Annotated in this window: 15 protein-coding genes and 1 pseudogene; 13 read left to right on the top strand and 3 right to left on the bottom strand. The window is 62.4% G+C overall.

Annotated elements, in window-relative coordinates; translation table 11 throughout:
- The 4 genes and pseudogenes from purU to minE form a co-directional block, all read left to right on the top strand.
- Positions 1–201, top strand: a pseudogene (gene purU, locus GA0061105_RS16070) (formyltetrahydrofolate deformylase); the annotation flags it as partial.
- 255 nt (positions 202–456) lie between these two features.
- Complete coding sequence (gene minC / locus GA0061105_RS16065; protein WP_064695750.1) at positions 457–1,179, top strand: septum site-determining protein MinC; 723 nt, start codon at positions 457–459, stop codon at positions 1,177–1,179.
- A 79-nt stretch (positions 1,180–1,258) separates the two neighbouring features.
- Entirely contained in the window at positions 1,259–2,074 is an 816-nt protein-coding gene (minD, locus tag GA0061105_RS16060) for a septum site-determining protein MinD (RefSeq protein ID WP_064695674.1), read from the top strand.
- Positions 2,071–2,331, top strand: coding sequence for a cell division topological specificity factor MinE (gene minE, locus GA0061105_RS16055; RefSeq protein WP_011428260.1), 261 nt, complete (start codon positions 2,071–2,073; stop codon positions 2,329–2,331). The genes minD and minE overlap by 4 nt, the downstream gene beginning before the upstream one ends.
- 98 nt (positions 2,332–2,429) lie before the next feature.
- On the opposite strand, the gene GA0061105_RS16050 is transcribed toward minE, so the two are convergent.
- Both GA0061105_RS16050 and GA0061105_RS16045 read right to left on the bottom strand, forming a co-directional pair.
- On the bottom strand, positions 2,430–3,461 hold the full coding sequence (locus tag GA0061105_RS16050) for an aldo/keto reductase (protein WP_092751416.1): 1,032 nt from the start codon (positions 3,459–3,461) through the stop codon (positions 2,430–2,432).
- 228 nt (positions 3,462–3,689) lie between these two features.
- The gene (locus GA0061105_RS16045; protein ID WP_092751414.1) at positions 3,690–4,952 is read right to left on the bottom strand and encodes a flavin monoamine oxidase family protein; all 1,263 of its coding nucleotides are present in this window, start codon (positions 4,950–4,952) and stop codon (positions 3,690–3,692) included.
- A 153-nt stretch (positions 4,953–5,105) separates the two neighbouring features.
- On the opposite strand from GA0061105_RS16045, the gene GA0061105_RS16040 reads away from it, so the two are divergent.
- The 8 genes from GA0061105_RS16040 to GA0061105_RS16005 all read left to right on the top strand — a co-directional run bounded on the left by GA0061105_RS16040 (position 5,106) and on the right by GA0061105_RS16005 (position 12,205).
- Positions 5,106–5,708 carry a class I SAM-dependent methyltransferase gene (locus tag GA0061105_RS16040; protein ID WP_092751464.1) on the top strand — a complete coding sequence of 201 codons (603 nt, stop codon included), beginning with the start codon at positions 5,106–5,108 and terminating at the stop codon, positions 5,706–5,708.
- Between the two features lie 106 nt (positions 5,709–5,814).
- Positions 5,815–6,489, top strand: a complete 675-nt coding sequence (locus GA0061105_RS16035; RefSeq protein WP_064695677.1) for a response regulator transcription factor — start codon at positions 5,815–5,817, stop codon at positions 6,487–6,489.
- Positions 6,486–7,823, top strand: coding sequence for a sensor histidine kinase (locus tag GA0061105_RS16030; protein WP_064695678.1), 1,338 nt, complete (start codon positions 6,486–6,488; stop codon positions 7,821–7,823). Before GA0061105_RS16035 ends, GA0061105_RS16030 begins: the two co-directional genes overlap by 4 nt.
- A 48-nt stretch (positions 7,824–7,871) precedes the next feature.
- The gene (locus tag GA0061105_RS16025; protein WP_092751463.1) at positions 7,872–8,852 is read left to right on the top strand and encodes a 3'-5' exonuclease; all 981 of its coding nucleotides are present in this window, start codon (positions 7,872–7,874) and stop codon (positions 8,850–8,852) included.
- A 161-nt stretch (positions 8,853–9,013) separates the two neighbouring features.
- A complete protein-coding gene (locus GA0061105_RS16020) occupies positions 9,014–9,160 on the top strand; it encodes a DUF1127 domain-containing protein (protein ID WP_064695679.1) in 147 nt (48 codons plus the stop codon).
- A 579-nt stretch (positions 9,161–9,739) separates the two neighbouring features.
- Positions 9,740–10,576: a 5-dehydro-4-deoxy-D-glucuronate isomerase gene (gene kduI / locus GA0061105_RS16015; protein WP_092751412.1), complete on the top strand. Its 837-nt coding sequence runs from the start codon at positions 9,740–9,742 to the stop codon at positions 10,574–10,576.
- Complete coding sequence (gene kduD, locus GA0061105_RS16010) at positions 10,573–11,337, top strand: 2-dehydro-3-deoxy-D-gluconate 5-dehydrogenase KduD (RefSeq protein ID WP_280949926.1); 765 nt, start codon at positions 10,573–10,575, stop codon at positions 11,335–11,337. Before kduI ends, kduD begins: the two co-directional genes overlap by 4 nt.
- Before the next feature lie 124 nt (positions 11,338–11,461).
- Positions 11,462–12,205: a FadR/GntR family transcriptional regulator gene (locus tag GA0061105_RS16005; RefSeq protein WP_092751408.1), complete on the top strand. Its 744-nt coding sequence runs from the start codon at positions 11,462–11,464 to the stop codon at positions 12,203–12,205.
- 4 nt (positions 12,206–12,209) lie between these two features.
- On the opposite strand, the gene GA0061105_RS16000 is transcribed toward GA0061105_RS16005, so the two are convergent.
- Positions 12,210–15,497 carry a GH36-type glycosyl hydrolase domain-containing protein gene (locus GA0061105_RS16000; protein WP_092751406.1) on the bottom strand — a complete coding sequence of 1,096 codons (3,288 nt, stop codon included), beginning with the start codon at positions 15,495–15,497 and terminating at the stop codon, positions 12,210–12,212.
- 326 nt (positions 15,498–15,823) lie between these two features.
- Here GA0061105_RS16000 and GA0061105_RS15995 point away from each other — a divergent pair, with 326 nt between their 5' ends.
- Entirely contained in the window at positions 15,824–17,845 is a 2,022-nt protein-coding gene (locus GA0061105_RS15995; protein ID WP_092751405.1) for a beta-N-acetylhexosaminidase, read from the top strand.
- The last annotated feature ends 78 nt before the right edge of the window (positions 17,846–17,923 follow it).

Here is a 17,923-nt window from a genome sequence, read left to right as displayed (position 1 = left end):
CCGATCATCGAGCAGGATACGGCGCGCATCACCCATGCCCAGTCGCCCGACGACTATGTCTCGATCGGCCGCGACGTCGAAAGCCAGGTGCTGGCGCGGGCCATCCACGCCCATATCCATCACCGCACCTTCATCAACGGCAACAGAACCGTCGTCTTCCCGGCAAGCCCAGGAAGCTACGCCTCCGAACGCATGGGGTGAGTCGGCCGAGGGTCGGTCACGGGCGCCGGAAATCAATCGAATCTTAACCGATTCCGCCGCCACGATCGTGGCGACAGATCTTCGCTCCGATCTTATATGATGAATATTCACATTTCTGAAATCATGTTTATTTTCCGATATTTGGGTATAACCATCGGCTGAATTGATCGGCGTCTCGTTAGGGAATTTCCCGTCTGCGTTAACCATTTGTTAACCATGTCAGCGGTAGATATGGTCAACGATTTCTTCACACAGATGACCAAAGTGCTAACAGACGCTCGCTCTATCCGAATCAAGGGCCGCTCCTTCCTTGCGGTCATGCTGTCCCCGGACCTTCCTTTCGATGATTGGTTGGCGAGGCTCGACGATCTGGCCTCCCGTTCGGCCGGTTTCTTCCTGGGACGCCCCGTCGTCCTCGATCTGACGGATCTGCAGATCGACAAGCCGCAACTGAAAGAGCTCATCGCCGAACTTGCCAAGCGCAATGTCAGCATCATGGGCATCGAAGGGGCGCGGCCTTCCATTCTGGGTTCCGGCATGCCGCCGGCGCTGAAAGGCGGCCGCTCGGCCTCCGACATCGAGGTCCAAGCGAACGAGCCTGCCGATTCACCGAGCAAACCGGCAGCGACCGAGATCCGGCCGGCAACGACGCAATCCATCGTCATCCGGGAACCGGTGCGCTCGGGGCAATCGGTGATCTTCCCGGAAGGCGACGTCACCATCGTCGGCTCGGTCGCTTCGGGCGCCGAAGTCATCGCCGGCGGATCAGTCCACATCTACGGCGCGTTGCGCGGCCGCGCCATGGCCGGATCCATCGGAAACGCATCGGCGCGGATTTTCTGCCGCAAGCTCGAAGCCGAGCTGGTGGCAATCGACGGCATCTACAAAATGGCGGAAGACATGGCTCCCAATCTTCGCGGACAAGCTGTTCAGCTCTGGCTCGAAGAGGATGCGATCATGGCGGAAAAGCTGATCTGACGACAGCGTCGCGTCTTTAAGAGACGCGTGAAAGACGCTTAGCACTTTGAATTACTGCGGCACGGCAAAGGAGAGAGAAATGGGGAAAGTGATCGTCGTCACGTCAGGCAAGGGCGGGGTCGGAAAGACGACCTCGACCGCCGCATTGGGAGCGGCGCTGGCGCAACGCAATGAAAAAGTCGTGGTCGTCGATTTCGACGTCGGCCTGCGCAATCTCGACCTCGTCATGGGTGCCGAGCGCCGCGTCGTCTACGACCTGATCAACGTCATCCAGGGCGACGCCAAGCTCACCCAGGCGCTGATCCGCGACAAGCGCCTGGAAACGCTGTTCCTGCTGCCGGCCTCTCAGACGCGCGACAAGGACAATCTGACCGCCGAAGGGGTCGAGCGCGTCATCAACGACCTGAAGCGTTATTTCGACTGGATCATCTGCGACAGCCCTGCCGGCATCGAACGCGGCGCAACACTTGCCATGCGCCACGCCGACGTCGCCGTCGTCGTCACCAACCCGGAAGTCTCGTCGGTGCGCGATTCCGATCGCATCATCGGCCTGCTCGATGCCAAGACCGCCAAGGCCGAACGCGGCGAGCGGATGGAAAAGCACCTGCTGCTCACCCGATACGACGCCAACCGCGCCGAACGCGGCGACATGCTCAAGGTCGACGACGTGCTGGAAATCCTCTCCATCCCGCTGCTCGGCATCGTGCCCGAAAGCATGGACGTGCTGCGCGCCTCCAACGTCGGCGCGCCGGTCACCCTGGCCGAGAGCCGCAGCCCGGCCGCCATGGCCTATTTCGATGCCGCCCGCAGGCTCGCCGGCGAAACCCTGCCGATCACGATCCCGGAGGAAAAGCGGAATATTTTCGGCAAAATCTTCGGAAGGAGAGCGGCATGAACATTTTCCGTCTCTTCAACAAACAGCGCACAGCGCCGGCTGCCCGCGAACGCCTCCAGGTCCTCCTCGCGCATGAGCGTTCCTCGGCAGGATCGGACCTCGTCTCCCTGCTGCGCGAGGAAATCCTCGCGGTCATCGCCAAACATGTCGAGCTCGACCACGACAAGGTGCAAGTGACGATCGACCGCAACGAATTTGTCTCGACCCTGGAGATCGATGTCGAAATTCCGCTGAACGCCGCCGTGCAGGCCGCCTGACGAGCAGGACGAGTTTCCCGCCTTGTGGAAGTCGCCATCGAAACATGGCGACTTTTTCTATTGATGCAGACTGTTCTCGTCATACAGAAGCGGAAGCCTCAGCGGCCGCCCTCGATTTTGCGGTGGCGCTGGTTGGTGCCGCCCTTGCCATAGGGATAGTCCATGGGCTGAGGCGCACTGACTTCGTTCAGTCGCGCCATCTCCTCCTGAGAAAGCGCGAGCTTCATCGCACCTAGATTGTCGGCGAGCTGTTCGGACGTGCGAGCGCCGAGAATGACCGAAGTTACCGCCGGCTGGGCCGCCGTCCAGGCGAGCGCCACCTGCGCCATGCTCGCGCCGCGGGCTTTGGCGATTTCCTCGACAGCCGCGATGATCGCCCACGTGCGTTCCTGCGCGTTGCGCGGCGCATAGGATTCGCTGCCGCGATTGGGGTTCTCGCCGAGGCGGGTGGAGCCGGTCGGCATCTCGTCGCGCTTGTACTTGCCGGTCAGCCAGCCGCCGCCGAGCGGCGACCAGGGTAAGAGGCCCATGCCGGCGTCCTGGCAGGCCGCGACGATTTCGAGCTCGATGTCGCGCGCGAGCAGGCTGTATTGCGGCTGCAGCGTCACGGGACGCGTATAACCGCGCGCCTTGGCAATCTCCGACGCCTTGGCGATGTGCCAGCCGACATAGTTGGAGAAGCCGTAATAGCCGATCTTGCCGGATGAAACCGCATCGTCCAGGAAACGAAGCGTCTCTTCGATCGGCGTCAGCGCGTCCCAGGCATGCATCTGGTAGAGGTCGATCTGTTCGAGACCGAGGCGACGCAGCGAATCGTCAAGCGCCTGGCCGAGATGCCGGCGCGATAGGCCGATATCATTGGGGCCGTTGCCCATCGGAAACCGCCCCTTGGTGGCAACGATCGCTTGGCGGGCCTCGGTCGGCCGCGCCTTCAGCCAGCGTCCGATGATCTCTTCCGACTTGCCGGCGCTGTAGACGTCGGCGGTGTCGATGAAATTGCCGCCCCAGGCGAAATAGTCGTCGAGCAGCTTGTGGGAAGCCGCTTCGTCGGCCTCTGCGCCAAAGGTCATGGTGCCCAAGCAGTAGGCGGTAACGACGGTCCCGCTCGGACCGAGCTTGCGATAGTCCATGTCTTCCTCCTCATGCGGATACCCGCGGCCGACGCGCAAAATCGTCGGGGTAGAAGCCGGGGCTCCTGCAATCAATGACAATATCGTGCTTGAAGCGGCCTCTGCCGCTGGATGAGGTACGGCGCCCCAGGCTGGGGTAGCGCGGGGCGAGGGCAGAATAACCAATCCCGTCCGTGCGACAAGTGGGAAAAAATATTCCCGCCTGCCCCTCGCGACGGGCGGCCGTTATCAATTTTTCGGCCACGAGCCGGCGATCCGATCGGCTGCGGCCACACCGGTTTCGTAGGCGCCGTGCGCCGTCGAATAACGCGAGCGCGAACAGGCTTCGCCGGCAAAGAAAATCCGCCCGTCATGCGGTTCGGCGAGGACGCCGCGCAGATCGGAGGCGCCGGGTTCCGCATAGGAATAGGAACCGCCGATATGAGGCGTCGCGGCCCAGGCCGAGATCGCCGCCACCGACAGCTGCTTGCGGATGTCAGCGCCGAATTGTGCCGTCAGTTCATCGGCCGCGAAGGAAAAGACAGCCTTTGCTCCCGCTCGCTCCAGATCATGCGCGAGGTCGCCGGCAAAGTAGGCTTCGACCACCGGGGCACCGAGCGGCCGAAGCTGATAGGTGCCGGTCGCACCGCGACTGGTCGAGCCGAGCATATGGGTATCGGCCGGCAGGGCCTCCGGATCGGCGAGGCTGAGAAATAGCTTGTCGGCAAGCCCGAGCGGCAAACGGGCGGCCGCCTCCGTCTTTTGGGACAGAGGAGGGTCGAAGGCGATGTTGCCGGCGGCCAGCACGTTGGTCGAAACGGTCACAAGCACGGCGCGCGCACGGAGAACGCCGTGATCCGTCTCGACGCCAATATGCCCGGCATAACGGTGATCGATGCGTCTGACTTCAACGCCGAGCCTTGCCGGAACCGGACGGCCATAGAGGGATAACACGGTTCCGTAGCCTTCGCGCACCCGCCAGTCCGGGCCGGGTCCCGGGTCGTATCTATTGTAATCGACGACCGAAGACCGTTCCAATTCGGCGCCGGTGATGTAACTCCCAATCGCCCGGATCTGGCCGTTCCAGCGATTGCCGGGCTCGAGCTTTGCGGCCAAGTCGGTGTCGTTGCCTTCATGGCTTTCGAGGCGTTCGAAGTAAGCGCCGATCGCTTCCTGCGCCGCGTGAACGTCCGCGGCATCCCGCTGAAGCTGCCGCCCACCGTTCCAGGGAGCCGGGCTCCGGTCGAGCGTCAAACCGAGTTCACCGGCTATTTCAGTCCAGGCATTAGTCCGCGCGCCATGCAGCCAACCGCAGCCGAGGTCGAGTCCGAATTCGCCGCCTGGCAACCCGACGGTCCAGGCTCTGCCGCCGAGACGATCTGCGGCTTCGAGCAGGAGGATGGAAAGATCCGGACGGACTGCCTGCAGGCGATGGGCTGCGGCAATGCCCGCGGCACCGGCGCCGATGATGACGACATCTTCCTCGGCGTTCTTGCTGGTGTCACCGGGCATGCATTCTCCTTCGGCCGCTCATCGTGCATGGGGCTTTGATCGACAAAGAGCCTGGGAGGAAAGCTGGAGGTCTCGCCTCATTCAGCAGCGTGACAGACTGTTGCAATGTTGGACCGCTTCATAGGCGAGATCAACAATCAATGTGAAGGTTCCATGTCACGTTTCGACCGACGCCGCTTTCTTCTCGCCTGGCTTCGCGCGCCTCTGCGCATCGCCTCGATCACGCCGTCAGGCTCCCGTCTTGCGGGCCTGATGACTAAGGAAATCTCCGCCACCACCGGACCAGTTCTCGAACTCGGCCCCGGCACCGGCGTTTTCACCGGAGCGCTTCTCAAACGAGGAATTGCCGAAAGCGATCTGACGCTCGTCGAATATGAACCGGATTTCGCTGCCCTGCTCGAGGGTCGCTTCCCCGGCGCCAAGGTCCTGCAGCTCGATGTCCGGGAGATGTGGAGGGGAGGGTTGTCAGGAAGCTTTTTCGGTGGCGTTGTCAGCGGGCTTCCGCTTTTAGCTATGCGGCCGGACGAGGTGCATGCGCTGCTTGAAGGCTGTTTTTCCAAACTCCGGCCATACGGTGCCTTTTATCAGTTCACCTATGGGCCGAAGTGCCCGGTCCCCGCGGAAATCCTCGAGGCCCTCGGGCTCGTCGCCACGAGAATCGGCCGGACATTGCGCAACATTCCACCCGCCGCGGTCTATCGTATCAGCCGCAGGTATCAGCCTCTGCTCCAGATCGAGCAGCAGCGCGCATCATGACGGGCGGGATCTTGCTTCGAGGCAGCGAACCGGCATTCGATGCGTCACAGACTCGCCTGAAGTGCTATGCTTCCGCTTAGGGATCGACGGCCAATAGGAATGTGAAATGCGCATATTGCTGATCGAGGATGAACCTCGCATGGCCGCGGCGCTCAGGGGTGCCCTGACGAGACACGACATGATAATCGACCACGTCTCGACGTTATCCGACGCCGAGCTGGTGATCGGCGACGGTGCTTATGACGCCATTCTTCTGGATCGGCAACTGCCTGATGGCGATGGCCTGGATCTCGTCCCGAAGATCCGCAGGAAGGGGCTGATCCTTCCGATCATCGTCATCACCGCGAAGGGTGAGGTGCCGGACAGGATCAGCGGGCTTGAAATCGGCGCGGACGACTATCTCGCCAAGCCCTTTGTCTTCGACGAGCTCCTGGCGCGGCTGCGCGCCGTCATGCGCCGATCGGAGACCCTGCGTCCGGCACTGATTTCGATCGGCCGGCTCTCCTTCGATCCGACCTATTGCGACGTCAGCGTTTCCGGCAAGCGGCTGAATATTCCGCGCCGGGAGGCACTGGTGCTCGAATGCCTCGTGCGCCGGGCCGGCCGGATGGTGCCGCGGCCGGCCTTGATGGAAGCAGTTTTCGGCTTCGACGACGAGATCCAGTCCAACGCGCTCGATTCCCACATTTCGCGGCTGCGGCGCAAACTGGCTGCGTCGGAAGCAGGCGTGGTCATCAACGTCATCAGGGGCGTAGGTTACCTGCTGCGGGAAGCGTCATGAACAAGCGATGTTCCTATTCGCTGCACAAACGTCTGTTCTGGCGACTTCTTGCGGTGCAATCTATCGTGCTGATCCTGGTCGTGATCGTCCTGATCTCGGTGGGGAAGATATTCTATTTCCGATCGACGGAGGGCACGATCGAAATCCTGCGCCGCGCCGTCTTCCGCCAGCCATCGGGAGAATTGAGCCTAAGAGAGACACCGGAGCTGCGGCAGCTTCGAAAGGACGCGCCCGATCTCTGGTTCACCATTCGCGATCGGCAGGGACATGGTTTGAATGAGGGCCGAATCCCGGGAGAATATGCCGGCATCGGCAATAGGCTCGATCATATCGGTGAGGCCGAGTTTGGCTGGGATCTCAGCGACCACGACCCTCCAGCCGCGCGGATGAAATGGGTCGCCATGGAATGGGGCGAGGTGCAGTTCCTGACCGGCACCAACGGTCCTATTCCCCTTGCGTTCATCCTGTTCCGCGCTTCGCTCATTCTTGCAAAAGTCGTCATTCCCATCGTTGCCGTGATGGCGTTGGGCGCGCTGATCGCATCGCCGATCGTGGTACGAAGGTCTCTGGTCGGCATCAACCGTGCCGCGCTCGAGGCCGATATGATCGATGTCGGCCAGCGCGGCGGGCGGCTTTCGGCAGACGAAATTCCGGACGAGATCGCGCCGCTGGTGCGCGCCGTCAACCGCGCGCTTGGCCGCCTCGACGAAGGTTATGAGCGGCAGGAACGGTTTCTGGCCGACGCCGCCCACGAATTGCGCACACCGATCGCCATTCTCAATACGAGACTTGGATCCCTGCCGCACGGTCCGGTCAAGACCGACCTGCTGGAAGATGCCGCCAGGCTTGCCGTACTCACCGAACAGATGCTCGATCTTCAGCGGCTGAAACAGGGCAAGACTCCATTCACCAAAGTCGATCTCGGTCAACTGGCGCGGAAGGTGATCATCGAAATGGCGCCGCTCGCCTTTGCCGCCGGATATACGGTGCAATTCGATGTCGACCAAGCCGGGGAGATCGAAGGCGACCCGCTGGCGCTGCAGCGCGCCCTGATGAATATCCTGCAGAACGCGATCAACCACGGCGGCAGGAAAGGCGTCATCTCGCTGACTGCCGGCCGCAACTGGATCGAGGTGAGCGACGAGGGACCGGGCATTCCCGCCGATCTGCAGGAGCGCATATTCGAGCCGTTCTTCAAGCGCCATCACGACGGACGCGGGGCCGGCCTCGGCCTCAACCTGGTTCGCGATATCATGTATATGCACCAAGGCGAGGTGACGATCGGCAATCGCAATCCCGGTGCGGTCTGTCGCCTGAGTTTCCCCTCGGGATAAGCTGCACGCCCGATGGATTAAGCTGCCTCTCCGTGACATATGAATCCCATGAGCGTGCACAGAGATTCGCAACTCGACATGTTTGCCAAGGCATCGCCCGCAATGGCCGAAGCACGCGACCCATCGCGGCGGCGGCCGTCACAGCCGGTGGGCCGCTCCCCAGAAGACATGGCCCGGGCGCTTGAGGAGAGCGGCAACTATCGCATCCTGAGGAAACTCGTCGCCAGGCCGGTCGCGGCAGTGAGACGGCAGGGGTTTCCGCGGCTCGCGGTCATCCTCGATACTGAGACGACAGGCCTCAACCACCGCAGCGACGAGATCATCGAAATCGGCGCCGTCGCCTTCACCTTCAATGATGACGGCGCGGTCGGCGACGTTGTCGGCATCTATGGCGGCCTGCAGCAGCCGTCCCGACCGATCCCGCCCGAGATCACCAGGCTGACCGGAATTACCGACGTCATGGTCGAAGGACAGGTCATCGACATCCGCTCCCTGAGCGCTCTGATCGAACCGGCGGACCTCATCATTGCCCACAATGCCGGTTTCGACCGGCCGTTCTGCGAGTCCTTCTCGCCGATTTTCGCCGGCAAGGCCTGGGCGTGCTCGGTCTCGGAGATCGACTGGAGCGCCCGCGGTTTCGAGGGCACGAAGCTCGGTTATCTCGTCGGCCAGGCCGGCTATTTCCACGAAGGCCACCGCGCGGTGGACGACTGCCACGCGCTGCTGGAGATCCTAGACCGACAGCAGGGCGACGGTGAAAGCCCTTTCGCCGAGCTTTTCCACGCCAGCCAGCGCTGCCGCATCCGCATCTTTGCCGAACACAGCCCATTCGAGATGAAGGACCACCTGAAGGCGAGGGGCTACCGCTGGTCGGACGGAAGCGACGGCCGTCTGAAATCCTGGTGGATCGAAGTCGGCGAAGGCGATCTCGGGGACGAGCTTTTCTATCTGCGCTCGGAAATCTACCGGTGGCCCGAGGCCGATCCGCCGATCGTACGGCTGACGGCCTTTGATCGCTTCAAAGCCTGAGGAACGCGCTCTCATCGCGACCCATGCAAACATCGCATAGGTGCAGTGATGCATTGGCGCTGCAACAATCGGAGGTCCCGTATTATATACGGCTCATCGAAGCAAACGAAGCGCCAAGGACTGGCAGCTAGGCTTCGAAAGCCCACGGAAAGGGGATCATCATGAACGTAGCACGCTCTTTCAACAATTGGCGCAAGTACCGTCAGACGGTCGCTGAACTGGGCCGTATGTCCACGCGCGAACTGGACGACCTCGGCATCGGCCGCGGCGAAATCCGGACCATCGCCCGTGCGGCCATCGCCCGCTAACGGCCAGACAGACCATCATTTTTCGACAGTTGCCCAGCGCCTGCTTTCCCGAGCGGGCGCTTTGCTTTTGATGCTGCTGCGAGCCATGAGCCTTTCGCATAGCGCATAGCTGCCCTGCAAAGAAATGCCTATGATCTGAGCAGGAAATAAGTATGATTATTTCTATCGAAGCGATGCACCTCCTCCCGCATCCCTTCGATATGCAGGCGCCCCATCCTCCTCCCAGGGACGTCTGCGGGAACGACGGCACTCCTCCTCCCAGCTGTCGTTCGGTTTTTTCGAGAGCCTGCCGCCTCCCGCGGCAGGCTTTTTTCGTTTTGGCCGCGTGAAACCGGGCGACCGCCGGCCACGACGATCTCGTCATCATCCCGGGCAATTTCTCCCGATTATAACTTGAATTTGGTTCGTGCTCTTGCGGCCATGGGTCTCACAACATGGAATGGACAAACCTGTTGACACCGAACTTGTCGTACAACTATGTAACCGGACAGATACCACCGCAGCGGACGACGCCGGACCTGACCAGCTTTCCGCGATAGCGACAAAGCGTGACGACAATGAAGCTGAAGGGAAATTGACATGCAGATCGACGTGAGGCACGCCTCCCATCCTGAAGCCGTACGCGCATACGACACCGAAACGCTGCGGCGTCACTTTCTGGTGGAGACGGTTTTTGCGGGCGGCGAGATCCGGCTGACCTATTCCCATTACGACCGGATGGTCATCGGCGGCGCCACGCCGCTCGGCTCCGCGCTGACGCTGACGGCACCGACGGCGATCGGACAGGAAACCTTCCTCGCCGAGCGTGAACTCGGCGCGCTGAACATCGGCGGCGCCGGCCGCATCATCGTCGACGGCACGAGCTACGACCTTGCCAAATATGATTGCCTCTATGTCGGCAAGGGCGCCAAGGACGTCAGCTTCGAGAGTGCTGATGCCGCCCATCCGGCAAAATTCTATCTGGTCTCGACGCCGGCGCACCAAACGCACCCGACCGTGCTGCTCACCCGCGAAAAGGCGCGTCACCTGACGCCCGGCGAAGCCGCGACGGCCAACAAGCGATCGATCTACCAGTTCATCCACCCGGAAGTCTGCCAGTCCTGCCAGCTCACCCTGGGCTTTACGATGATCGAGCCGGGCAGCGTCTGGAACACCATGCCGGCCCATACGCATGACCGGCGCATGGAAGCCTATCTCTATTTCGATCTCGAAGCCGACCAGCGTGTCTTCCACTTCATGGGCGAGCCGCAGCAGACCCGGCATATGCTCGTCGCCAACGAGCAGGCAGTCATCTCGCCGCCCTGGTCGATCCATTCGGGCGCCGGCACCAAGAATTACAGCTTCATCTGGGCGATGGCCGGCGACAACAAGAGCTTCACCGACATGGATCATATCGCCATCGCGGATCTGAGGTGAGCACCGTGGCAAATCCCTTCGACCTCGCCGGCCGGACCGCCGTCGTCACTGGCGCCAATACCGGAATCGGCCAGGCGATCGCGGCCGCTCTGGCCGAGGCCGGTGCGGCGATCGTCGCCGTCGGGCGCTCCTCGATGGACGAAACCGAGGCGCTGGTGAAGCAGGCGGGCAGCCGCTTCCATGTCATCAAGGCCGATCTCGGCACCATCGAGCCGGTCAAAGGGATCGTCGCCGAGACCATCCAGACTTTCGGCGGTCTTGATATCCTCGTCAACAATGCCGGCATCATCCGTCGTGCCGATGCGCTCGACTTCACCGAGGAAGACTGGGACGCGGTGATCGACGTCAACCTGAAGACAGCCTTCTTCCTGTCGCAGGCGGCCGGCCGCCACATGGTCGAAAAGGGCAGGGGCAAGATCATCAACATCGCCTCACTGCTCTCCTTCCAGGGCGGCATCCGCATCCCGTCCTATACCGCCTCGAAAAGCGGCCTGGCCGGACTGACCAAGCTGCTTGCCTGCGAATGGGCCGGCAAGGGTGTCAACGTCAACGCCATTGCGCCGGGTTATTTCGTCACCAACAACACCACGGCGCTGCGCGAGGATGCCGAGCGCAACGCCGCCATTCTTTCGCGCATTCCGGCCGGACGCTGGGGAACGCCGGCCGAACTCGGCGGCGCAGCCGTGTTCCTGGCATCGCCGGCATCCGACTACGTGCACGGTACGGTGCTGCCCGTCGATGGCGGCTGGTTGGCGCGGTGATCGCCTCGCCAGCTCGCGGTTCACAGCTGTCGTAACGCACGTCGTTTTTGCCTTTCCTGCTGGCATGCGCTAGCAAAAGCAAGCGGCCGGCGCAGCCGCCACGACAGGCAGGATTTGGCAAGGGATGACGGACAAGGACAACGCGCTCTTCACCACGATTCGCCAGCCGCAGAACTTGCGCAGCGGCCTTGCCGATACGCTGATGGCGCAGATCGAGTCCGGTGACCTCAAGCCGGGCCAGCGCCTGCCGACCGAACAGGCGATCATGGCGGCGACCGGAGTCAGCCGCACGATCGTGCGCGAGGCGCTCGCCACGCTGCGCGCCAAAGGACTGATCACCACGCACCAGGGCCTCGGGGCTTTCGTCTCGGACGACCCCACGCCAAGATCCTTCTCCATCATTCCAACTGACCTGCAGTCGATCGACGAGGTCCTGCGGGTGCTGGAGCTGCGCATGGGGGTCGAATATGAGGCGGCCGGTCTGGCCGCGCTGCGACGCACGCAGGAAGATATCGACCGCATGCAGGACCGGCTCGATGCCCTCGACAGGGCGCTCGAAGAGGGCGGATACGGCGCTGAGGAGGATTACGCCTTCCATAGGTCGATCCTGGTCGCGACGCAGAATTCCTATTACGGCCGCCTCTTCGACACGTTCGGCAACATCATGGTGCCGCGGCAATGGGCGCGTTTGGACAGGATGACGACCTCCGAGCGCAAGCGCCATGCCGCTCGCATGCGCAGGGAACACCGTGCCATATTCACCGCGATCCGCGACGGCAACGAATCCGCCGCGCGCCGTGCCGTCCGCAGCCACCTGTCAAAGAGTGCCGCACGCTTCGAAGAGCTGCGCGGCTCCAGCCTGTCTTGAACATTCATATCTTCGGTTTGAGCTTCATCAGCCGCCGCCAGGCGATGTGATCCGTCTGCAGATCGACCGCGGCGTGCGCCGCGGGCAGAAGCGGTTTTCGCCTGCGCCGGCCGAAGCGGCGTTTGAAGCCCAGGATATTTTCGACGAAACTCCTGGTGTAGAGGCCAGGTCCGCTCGAATAGATACGCCACCCGCCATCGACGGCGATCTTTCCGGTCTTGGTGCGCCCCCATTGCGCCTCCGCCTCATAGCGGTCATGGAAAGCCGCGTCGCTGCTGCTGAAATAGGTATTGCGCTGGCGGAGTGAAGCATGCGGCAGGACGGTGGCGACGGCGATCGGATTGACGACGGCGATCGCCTTCCACAGCTCCTCCGCCGAAGCGTCGAGCGCCAGCGTTTCGCAATAGCGCAGATGCGCATGCACATACATCAGCCCGATCTCGCGGCCGAAGAAGGACGAGGATTCGGCGCGGCGAAACAGCGTTTCGAGCCCGCCGGCGTAGGTCGCCGGCTTTTCCATCAGCCGCACGCCGTCGGGGAAGAGCAGATGCTCCTCGATCAGCCGCATATGATGCCGCCGCTGCGCAGGCGTGAACAGCTCGCCGAGCATGGCCTGCGTCATCGAGATCAGTGAGAAGGAGAGGCCGGTGCGTTTGTCGCTCGGATGCAGCAGCAATTCGACGCCGTCATGGGCGGGATCGAAGATACCATAGCCGGCGACGACGCCGTCGCGCACGAGATGACGGTTGAAATCCCGGCGCATCGCGGTTGCGATCTTCCTCAGCGCCTTGGCCCTGTCGTCTTGTCCTAGGCGGCGCAGGATGGCGGAATAACGGACGATCTGCTCATAGAGCAGGGCGACGGTCCAGCTGCTGACCATCCAGTCGCGCAGATGCGGATCGGCCGGCTGTAGCGAATCGTTCCAGTCTCCCTCGCCATAGCGGATCAGATGCGTTCCCGGAATGAACTGTTCGCCGACGGTGTCGAGCAATTTCTCGACATGGATCGCGATGCTGTCGCTACGGGACGCATTCTGCATGGTCTTTTCGTCGCGCCAGGAGACCTTCTCGTCGAGAATGGCGAGATCGTCCGTCGCTTCGATATAATCGCATAGCGCCTTCAACGGCCAGACGATGATGTCGCCGTGACTGTCGCCCGCCCGGATGTTGGCATAGGGCTCCAGCATGAACCACTGCGGCCAGTCGCCTTTTTCCAGATATTGTTCGCTGAAGACGGTCTTCAGCACCTCCCTGGCTTCGCGGTCGTGCTCGTAGGCAAGCAGGAATTCGATCGGCCCCTGGCAGGCGTCGCGCGTACCCCAGGCGGCACCGGTATATTGCTCAAGACCGTGCGGCACGCTCAGATGGACGATGGCGTCATGCGCAAGCCAGGGCAGGAGGGTCGCCTGGGCAGCGAGATCGGACGAAGAGCTGTCGATCCTCATGCCTCGCACTGTGTTGCGCCAGAATGTCGATGCCGGCGCAAGCATGGCCTCGTCGGTGACGCCGCCCTCATAACGGCGCGCCAGCCGTTCGGCGTCTTCAGCGTCGGTCATCGAGCCGACGACGGCAAAAGAGAGCGCCTGCGTTGGCCGGGACTTGAGCGCGACGAAAGCGCCGTTGCGCGCAACGCCATCGGCATAGAGCAGCTCGTCGCCGCCGATCTCCTCGATGGCATCGGGGGTCGAACTCACCAGCCAGTAGACGGCGTCCGGATAACGCTCGCCCCAGAGCCAGGCCGGGTCCGGCCGGAAAGAAATGCGTTTGCGGCCGGGATCGAAATCGATCTGCCCGCCGGCGTCATATTCGCGCTCGCCGAGCACGACATGACCAAACACCAGGAAGCGGCACGGCTCGCCCTCCACGGACACGCTCCACTGCATCGCCGCATCCTCGCCGGAGGCGACCGCCGTCACGATGATCCTGTGCTCCGGGCACTCGTAGATCCAGCGGCAGTCGCTCAGCCCCATCTCGAAAGCCGAGGGCACTGCCAGAAGCTGCCAGCCCGCGCCGAGATCGGCCAAGATGCGCAGCCCGCTGGCGCGCGTCAGATTGTAAGGATCGCGGGACACCGAAAAGAGTTTGTGGAAGGAGGTATTGCCGATCGTCAGTTGCGCGGCGAAAATCCCTTGCATCCAGCAGGTTGCGGCAAGGGTGGTCTCGTCGAGCAGCACGTTTTGGCCGCTTCGCACGATCGCGCCATGGCGTCGTGCGACCATGAGCTCCTTGTCACGCAGGACGACGTGGCGGTTGAGAACGCCGTCCGGCACGAAAAACGAAAGAAGCTTTCCGTGCGCACGCTCTTCCAGGCTGCGCTCCGGATAGAGCTGGCCGATCGCCTTCTTGTTCAGCGTCTCGGCCTGCAGCAGTTGAGCATCCTGGAGCAGGCTGCGAACCGGCGCCAGGACCTCTGTACCAGCGGTCCCATTGTTCGGCGCCTCGATCCCGTCGAGCCGCGAAAGGTCGGCATCGCCTGACGCCTCGGGATGATCGGCGGCGAACAGCGCAAAGAAGGTCGCCGTCGCTCCACTTGCCGGCACGGAAAAGGATTTCGACTGAATGGCGGGACAGGCGGTCTCCTGCTGCCGCCGTTCGCTCGGCAGGCTGGTGCCGAAGGGGCCGACCAGCAGGTCGCCCTGGCGGTGCTTCGCCTGCACCAGCTGGATCGCATCCGTGGCATAGGCGGCAGCGCCATCGAAGCAGCCCTGGACGAGCCAGGGATTACGGACGCCCGACTGCTTGAGATTTTGCCGGTTCATCAGGACAGGACCGTATACCTTATGGTCGGCAATGTGATGATCGACATATTGGGAGGCATAGGCTTCGCTGTTCATCAGGAAACCGCGATCACCGAGGCCGACATCCTGGACAAGCACGAGATCCACCGGCAGCGTTCCTCGCTTCAGGTGCCGCAGCGAGGCACGCCAGAACCATGCCGTTTCCGAGGGATGAAGCTCAAGGCGGAGGTCGTAGGCGATATCGCCTGCCTCGCCGCTCCAGGAGAAACTCGTCGCATGCCAGCCGAAACTGCCACCGGCATGAGGTCCGACGATCTCGACGACATCGGGCCTGGCGCCTCCAATGCGCAGATAAAGGCGGCCGATGCCGCCGATGAGCGGCGAGCCCTGGATTTGGTTGATCTGCACCGCCCCCTTGTCGTCGACATATTCGATGGCAAACAGCGTACCGTTCGGCAGGGCCGATATAGATAGGCCGGAACCATTGCTGATCGTGAAGAGGCCCAGCTCCTCGCGTCGGGGCATTTGCAGACTGCGCGTAACGTCCGGGGACATCGGGATCTCATCGATTGGCATCAGAGGGAATCGAAGGATGACGCAAAAAGATTGAGAGAAATCTTACCGGCGATCGGAAGACAGGCAACCCGTCGCAAATGGATCGGACGATCATGCTGGCTTCATAAGACGCACCCCGGCGTTTGTTCACCCGTATAATTTAGCCTGATGCCGGGCAGCAGAAATTCCGTATGGCCGATTGACCGCCCGGCGGGAAACTGGCTATCAATATTAAATCAATTTGATTGACTTTAACCGCCATTTTTGATCCCGGCGCCCGTGCCGGATCGCTCGAAAGCCTCGCTTTCCTCAAAGGAAGAGTGACCATGTCGACACCGCGACCGAACGCCCTGCGGCTTGAAACCCTTTGGAACCCACCTGCCGACGGCAAGGAATTCTCCTATGTCCTGCGCCTCAAGAACCTCGGCAGCGAGCCGCTTTCCAATTTTTCCCTCTGCGTCAGCGGTCCGGGCCGCGTCGATCCTGCCGGGCGCGTCGAAGGCGCCACGGTTTCGAAACGGCTTTCGAATTTCACCGAATTCCAACCGCCGGCCAATTTCGTTCTCGGCGCCGGCGAGACCTGGACGATATCGGTCTATGCGCTGAGCTGGCAGTTCCGCCACTGGACGGACGGCGCGACGAGCGCCTATCTCGCCCTGTCCGATGGCAGCACCATCGTACTCGCTGTCGAGCCGACACGCTCTTCCGTCAGCAATGCGCCGCTGAAGCGCGGCGCCGAGATCTATCCGGTTCCCGCAAATGCCCCGGTTGCGGTGTCGATCATTCCCTGGCCGAACCGCGTCGCCGTCACCTCGCGCCGCCCGCTGCCGGCGGGTTTTGCGCTGCAGGCGCAGAGCCCCGAAGGGGAGGCAGCGGCGAAAGGTTTCGCGGCGCTGGTGGACCATCTCTTCGCGGTCGAAGGCATCGTGCGAACCGAGGCGGAAGGCGCGGTTCGTGTCGGCCTGAAGCACACGGCCGGCTTCGGGCCGGAGGCCTATCGGCTGAGCTTCGAAGAAGAGGCGATCACGATCGAGGCAAGCAGCCGGACCGGCTTCCTTTACGGTCTCGTGACACTCGGCCAGATCTGGCGCGGCGCCAGGCTGCATCCCGGCGTCTTCCAGTTTCCCGCATCCGGCGAGATCGTCGACGAGCCATCGATGGGCTGGCGCGGCCTGCATCTCGATGTCGCCCGCCAATTCTACAGCGCGGCCGAAGTCAAGAAGCTGTTGGCGGTTCTTGCCTGGAACAAGCTCAACCGCTTCCACTGGCACCTTTCCGACGACGAGGCCTGGCGTGTGGAGATAGATGCCTACCCGGCCCTGACCGAGGTCGGCGCCTGGCGCGGCCACGGTCTCGCCGTGCCGCCGCTTCTGGGTTCAGGCCCGGCCCGGACGGGCGGCTATTATAGCAAGCCTGTCATCCGCGAGATCGTCGCCCTCGCAAAGAGCTTCGGTATCGAAATCGTGCCGGAGATTGATATGCCTGGCCATTGTTACGCCATGCAGCAGGCGATACCGGAGCTGCGCGATCCGGCCGAGAAAGGCAGCTATCACTCGGTTCAGGGTTTTCCCGACAACTGCATCAACCCGGCGCGCGAAAAGACCTACGAGATCGTCGAGACCATTCTCTCTGAACTTATCGAACTCTTTCCCTTCAAGACGATCCACCTCGGTGCCGACGAGGTTCCGCTCGGCGCATGGTCCGGCTCGCCGGAAGCGCTGGCGCGCCTGCGCTCCGTCGCCGGCGGCGAGGTTGCCGATGCGCATGCCAAGCGGCTGAACGTCGTCACCAATACGCATGGCGCCGACGACATTCACGGCTCGGGCGCCGCCATCCTGCAGGCGGAATTTCTGGAGCGTGTCCAGCGCTTCCTGGCGAGCAAGGGCTGCGTTACCGGCGGCTGGGAGGAAGCGGCGCACGGCGACGTCATCGACAAGTCGAAAAGCTATCTCTGTAGCTGGCGCAATGTCGAGGTTTCGGCCGAGCTCGCCGAGCGCGGCTATCAAATGGTCGTCTGCCCCGGTCAGGTCTATTACCTCGACATGGCGCTGAGGACGGACTGGGATGAGCCCGGCGCCAGCTGGGCAGGAAATTCGGACGCGGAAAAGCTCTACAATTTCGATCCGGTCGGCGGTTGGACAGCGAGCCAGAAACAGCAGCTGCTCGGCATCCAGGCCTGCATCTGGTCCGAACCGATGACCGATCGCGCCGTCTTCGACCGTCTCGTCTTCCCGCGCCTTTCGGCACTTGCCGAAACCGGATGGACGAAACCCTCGTCAAAATCATGGGAACGCTTCAAGGCGCTCGCGGGGCTGATGCCGCTGCTCTATGGACTGCAGGAGTCATAGCGCTCGGGTTGGGCGACGCGGCTATGGATCGGGGATCATACTTTCTATCACTGGACGCGGTGGTGGTAAGGATACCGG

Origin of the sequence: Rhizobium aethiopicum (genome assembly GCF_900094625.1) — a bacterium.
Lineage (GTDB): Bacteria > Pseudomonadota > Alphaproteobacteria > Rhizobiales > Rhizobiaceae > Rhizobium > Rhizobium aethiopicum.
The sequence above is the reverse complement of the archived record's forward strand: the minus strand, read 5'-3'. Positions and strand labels throughout refer to the sequence as shown.

Coding starts and splice junctions, on each gene's coding strand:
- minC (WP_064695750.1), top strand. CDS start 457: ATGACCAAAGTGCTAACAGACGCTCGCTCTATCCGAATCAAGGGCCGC.
- minD (WP_064695674.1), top strand. CDS start 1,259: ATGGGGAAAGTGATCGTCGTCACGTCAGGCAAGGGCGGGGTCGGAAAG.
- minE (WP_011428260.1), top strand. CDS start 2,071: ATGAACATTTTCCGTCTCTTCAACAAACAGCGCACAGCGCCGGCTGCC.
- GA0061105_RS16050 (WP_092751416.1), bottom strand. CDS start 3,461: ATGGACTATCGCAAGCTCGGTCCGAGCGGGACCGTCGTTACCGCCTAC.
- GA0061105_RS16045 (WP_092751414.1), bottom strand. CDS start 4,952: ATGCCCGGTGACACCAGCAAGAACGCCGAGGAAGATGTCGTCATCATC.
- GA0061105_RS16040 (WP_092751464.1), top strand. CDS start 5,106: ATGTCACGTTTCGACCGACGCCGCTTTCTTCTCGCCTGGCTTCGCGCG.
- GA0061105_RS16035 (WP_064695677.1), top strand. CDS start 5,815: ATGCGCATATTGCTGATCGAGGATGAACCTCGCATGGCCGCGGCGCTC.
- GA0061105_RS16030 (WP_064695678.1), top strand. CDS start 6,486: ATGAACAAGCGATGTTCCTATTCGCTGCACAAACGTCTGTTCTGGCGA.
- GA0061105_RS16025 (WP_092751463.1), top strand. CDS start 7,872: ATGAGCGTGCACAGAGATTCGCAACTCGACATGTTTGCCAAGGCATCG.
- GA0061105_RS16020 (WP_064695679.1), top strand. CDS start 9,014: ATGAACGTAGCACGCTCTTTCAACAATTGGCGCAAGTACCGTCAGACG.
- kduI (WP_092751412.1), top strand. CDS start 9,740: ATGCAGATCGACGTGAGGCACGCCTCCCATCCTGAAGCCGTACGCGCA.
- GA0061105_RS16005 (WP_092751408.1), top strand. CDS start 11,462: ATGACGGACAAGGACAACGCGCTCTTCACCACGATTCGCCAGCCGCAG.
- GA0061105_RS16000 (WP_092751406.1), bottom strand. CDS start 15,497: ATGTCCCCGGACGTTACGCGCAGTCTGCAAATGCCCCGACGCGAGGAG.
- GA0061105_RS15995 (WP_092751405.1), top strand. CDS start 15,824: ATGTCGACACCGCGACCGAACGCCCTGCGGCTTGAAACCCTTTGGAAC.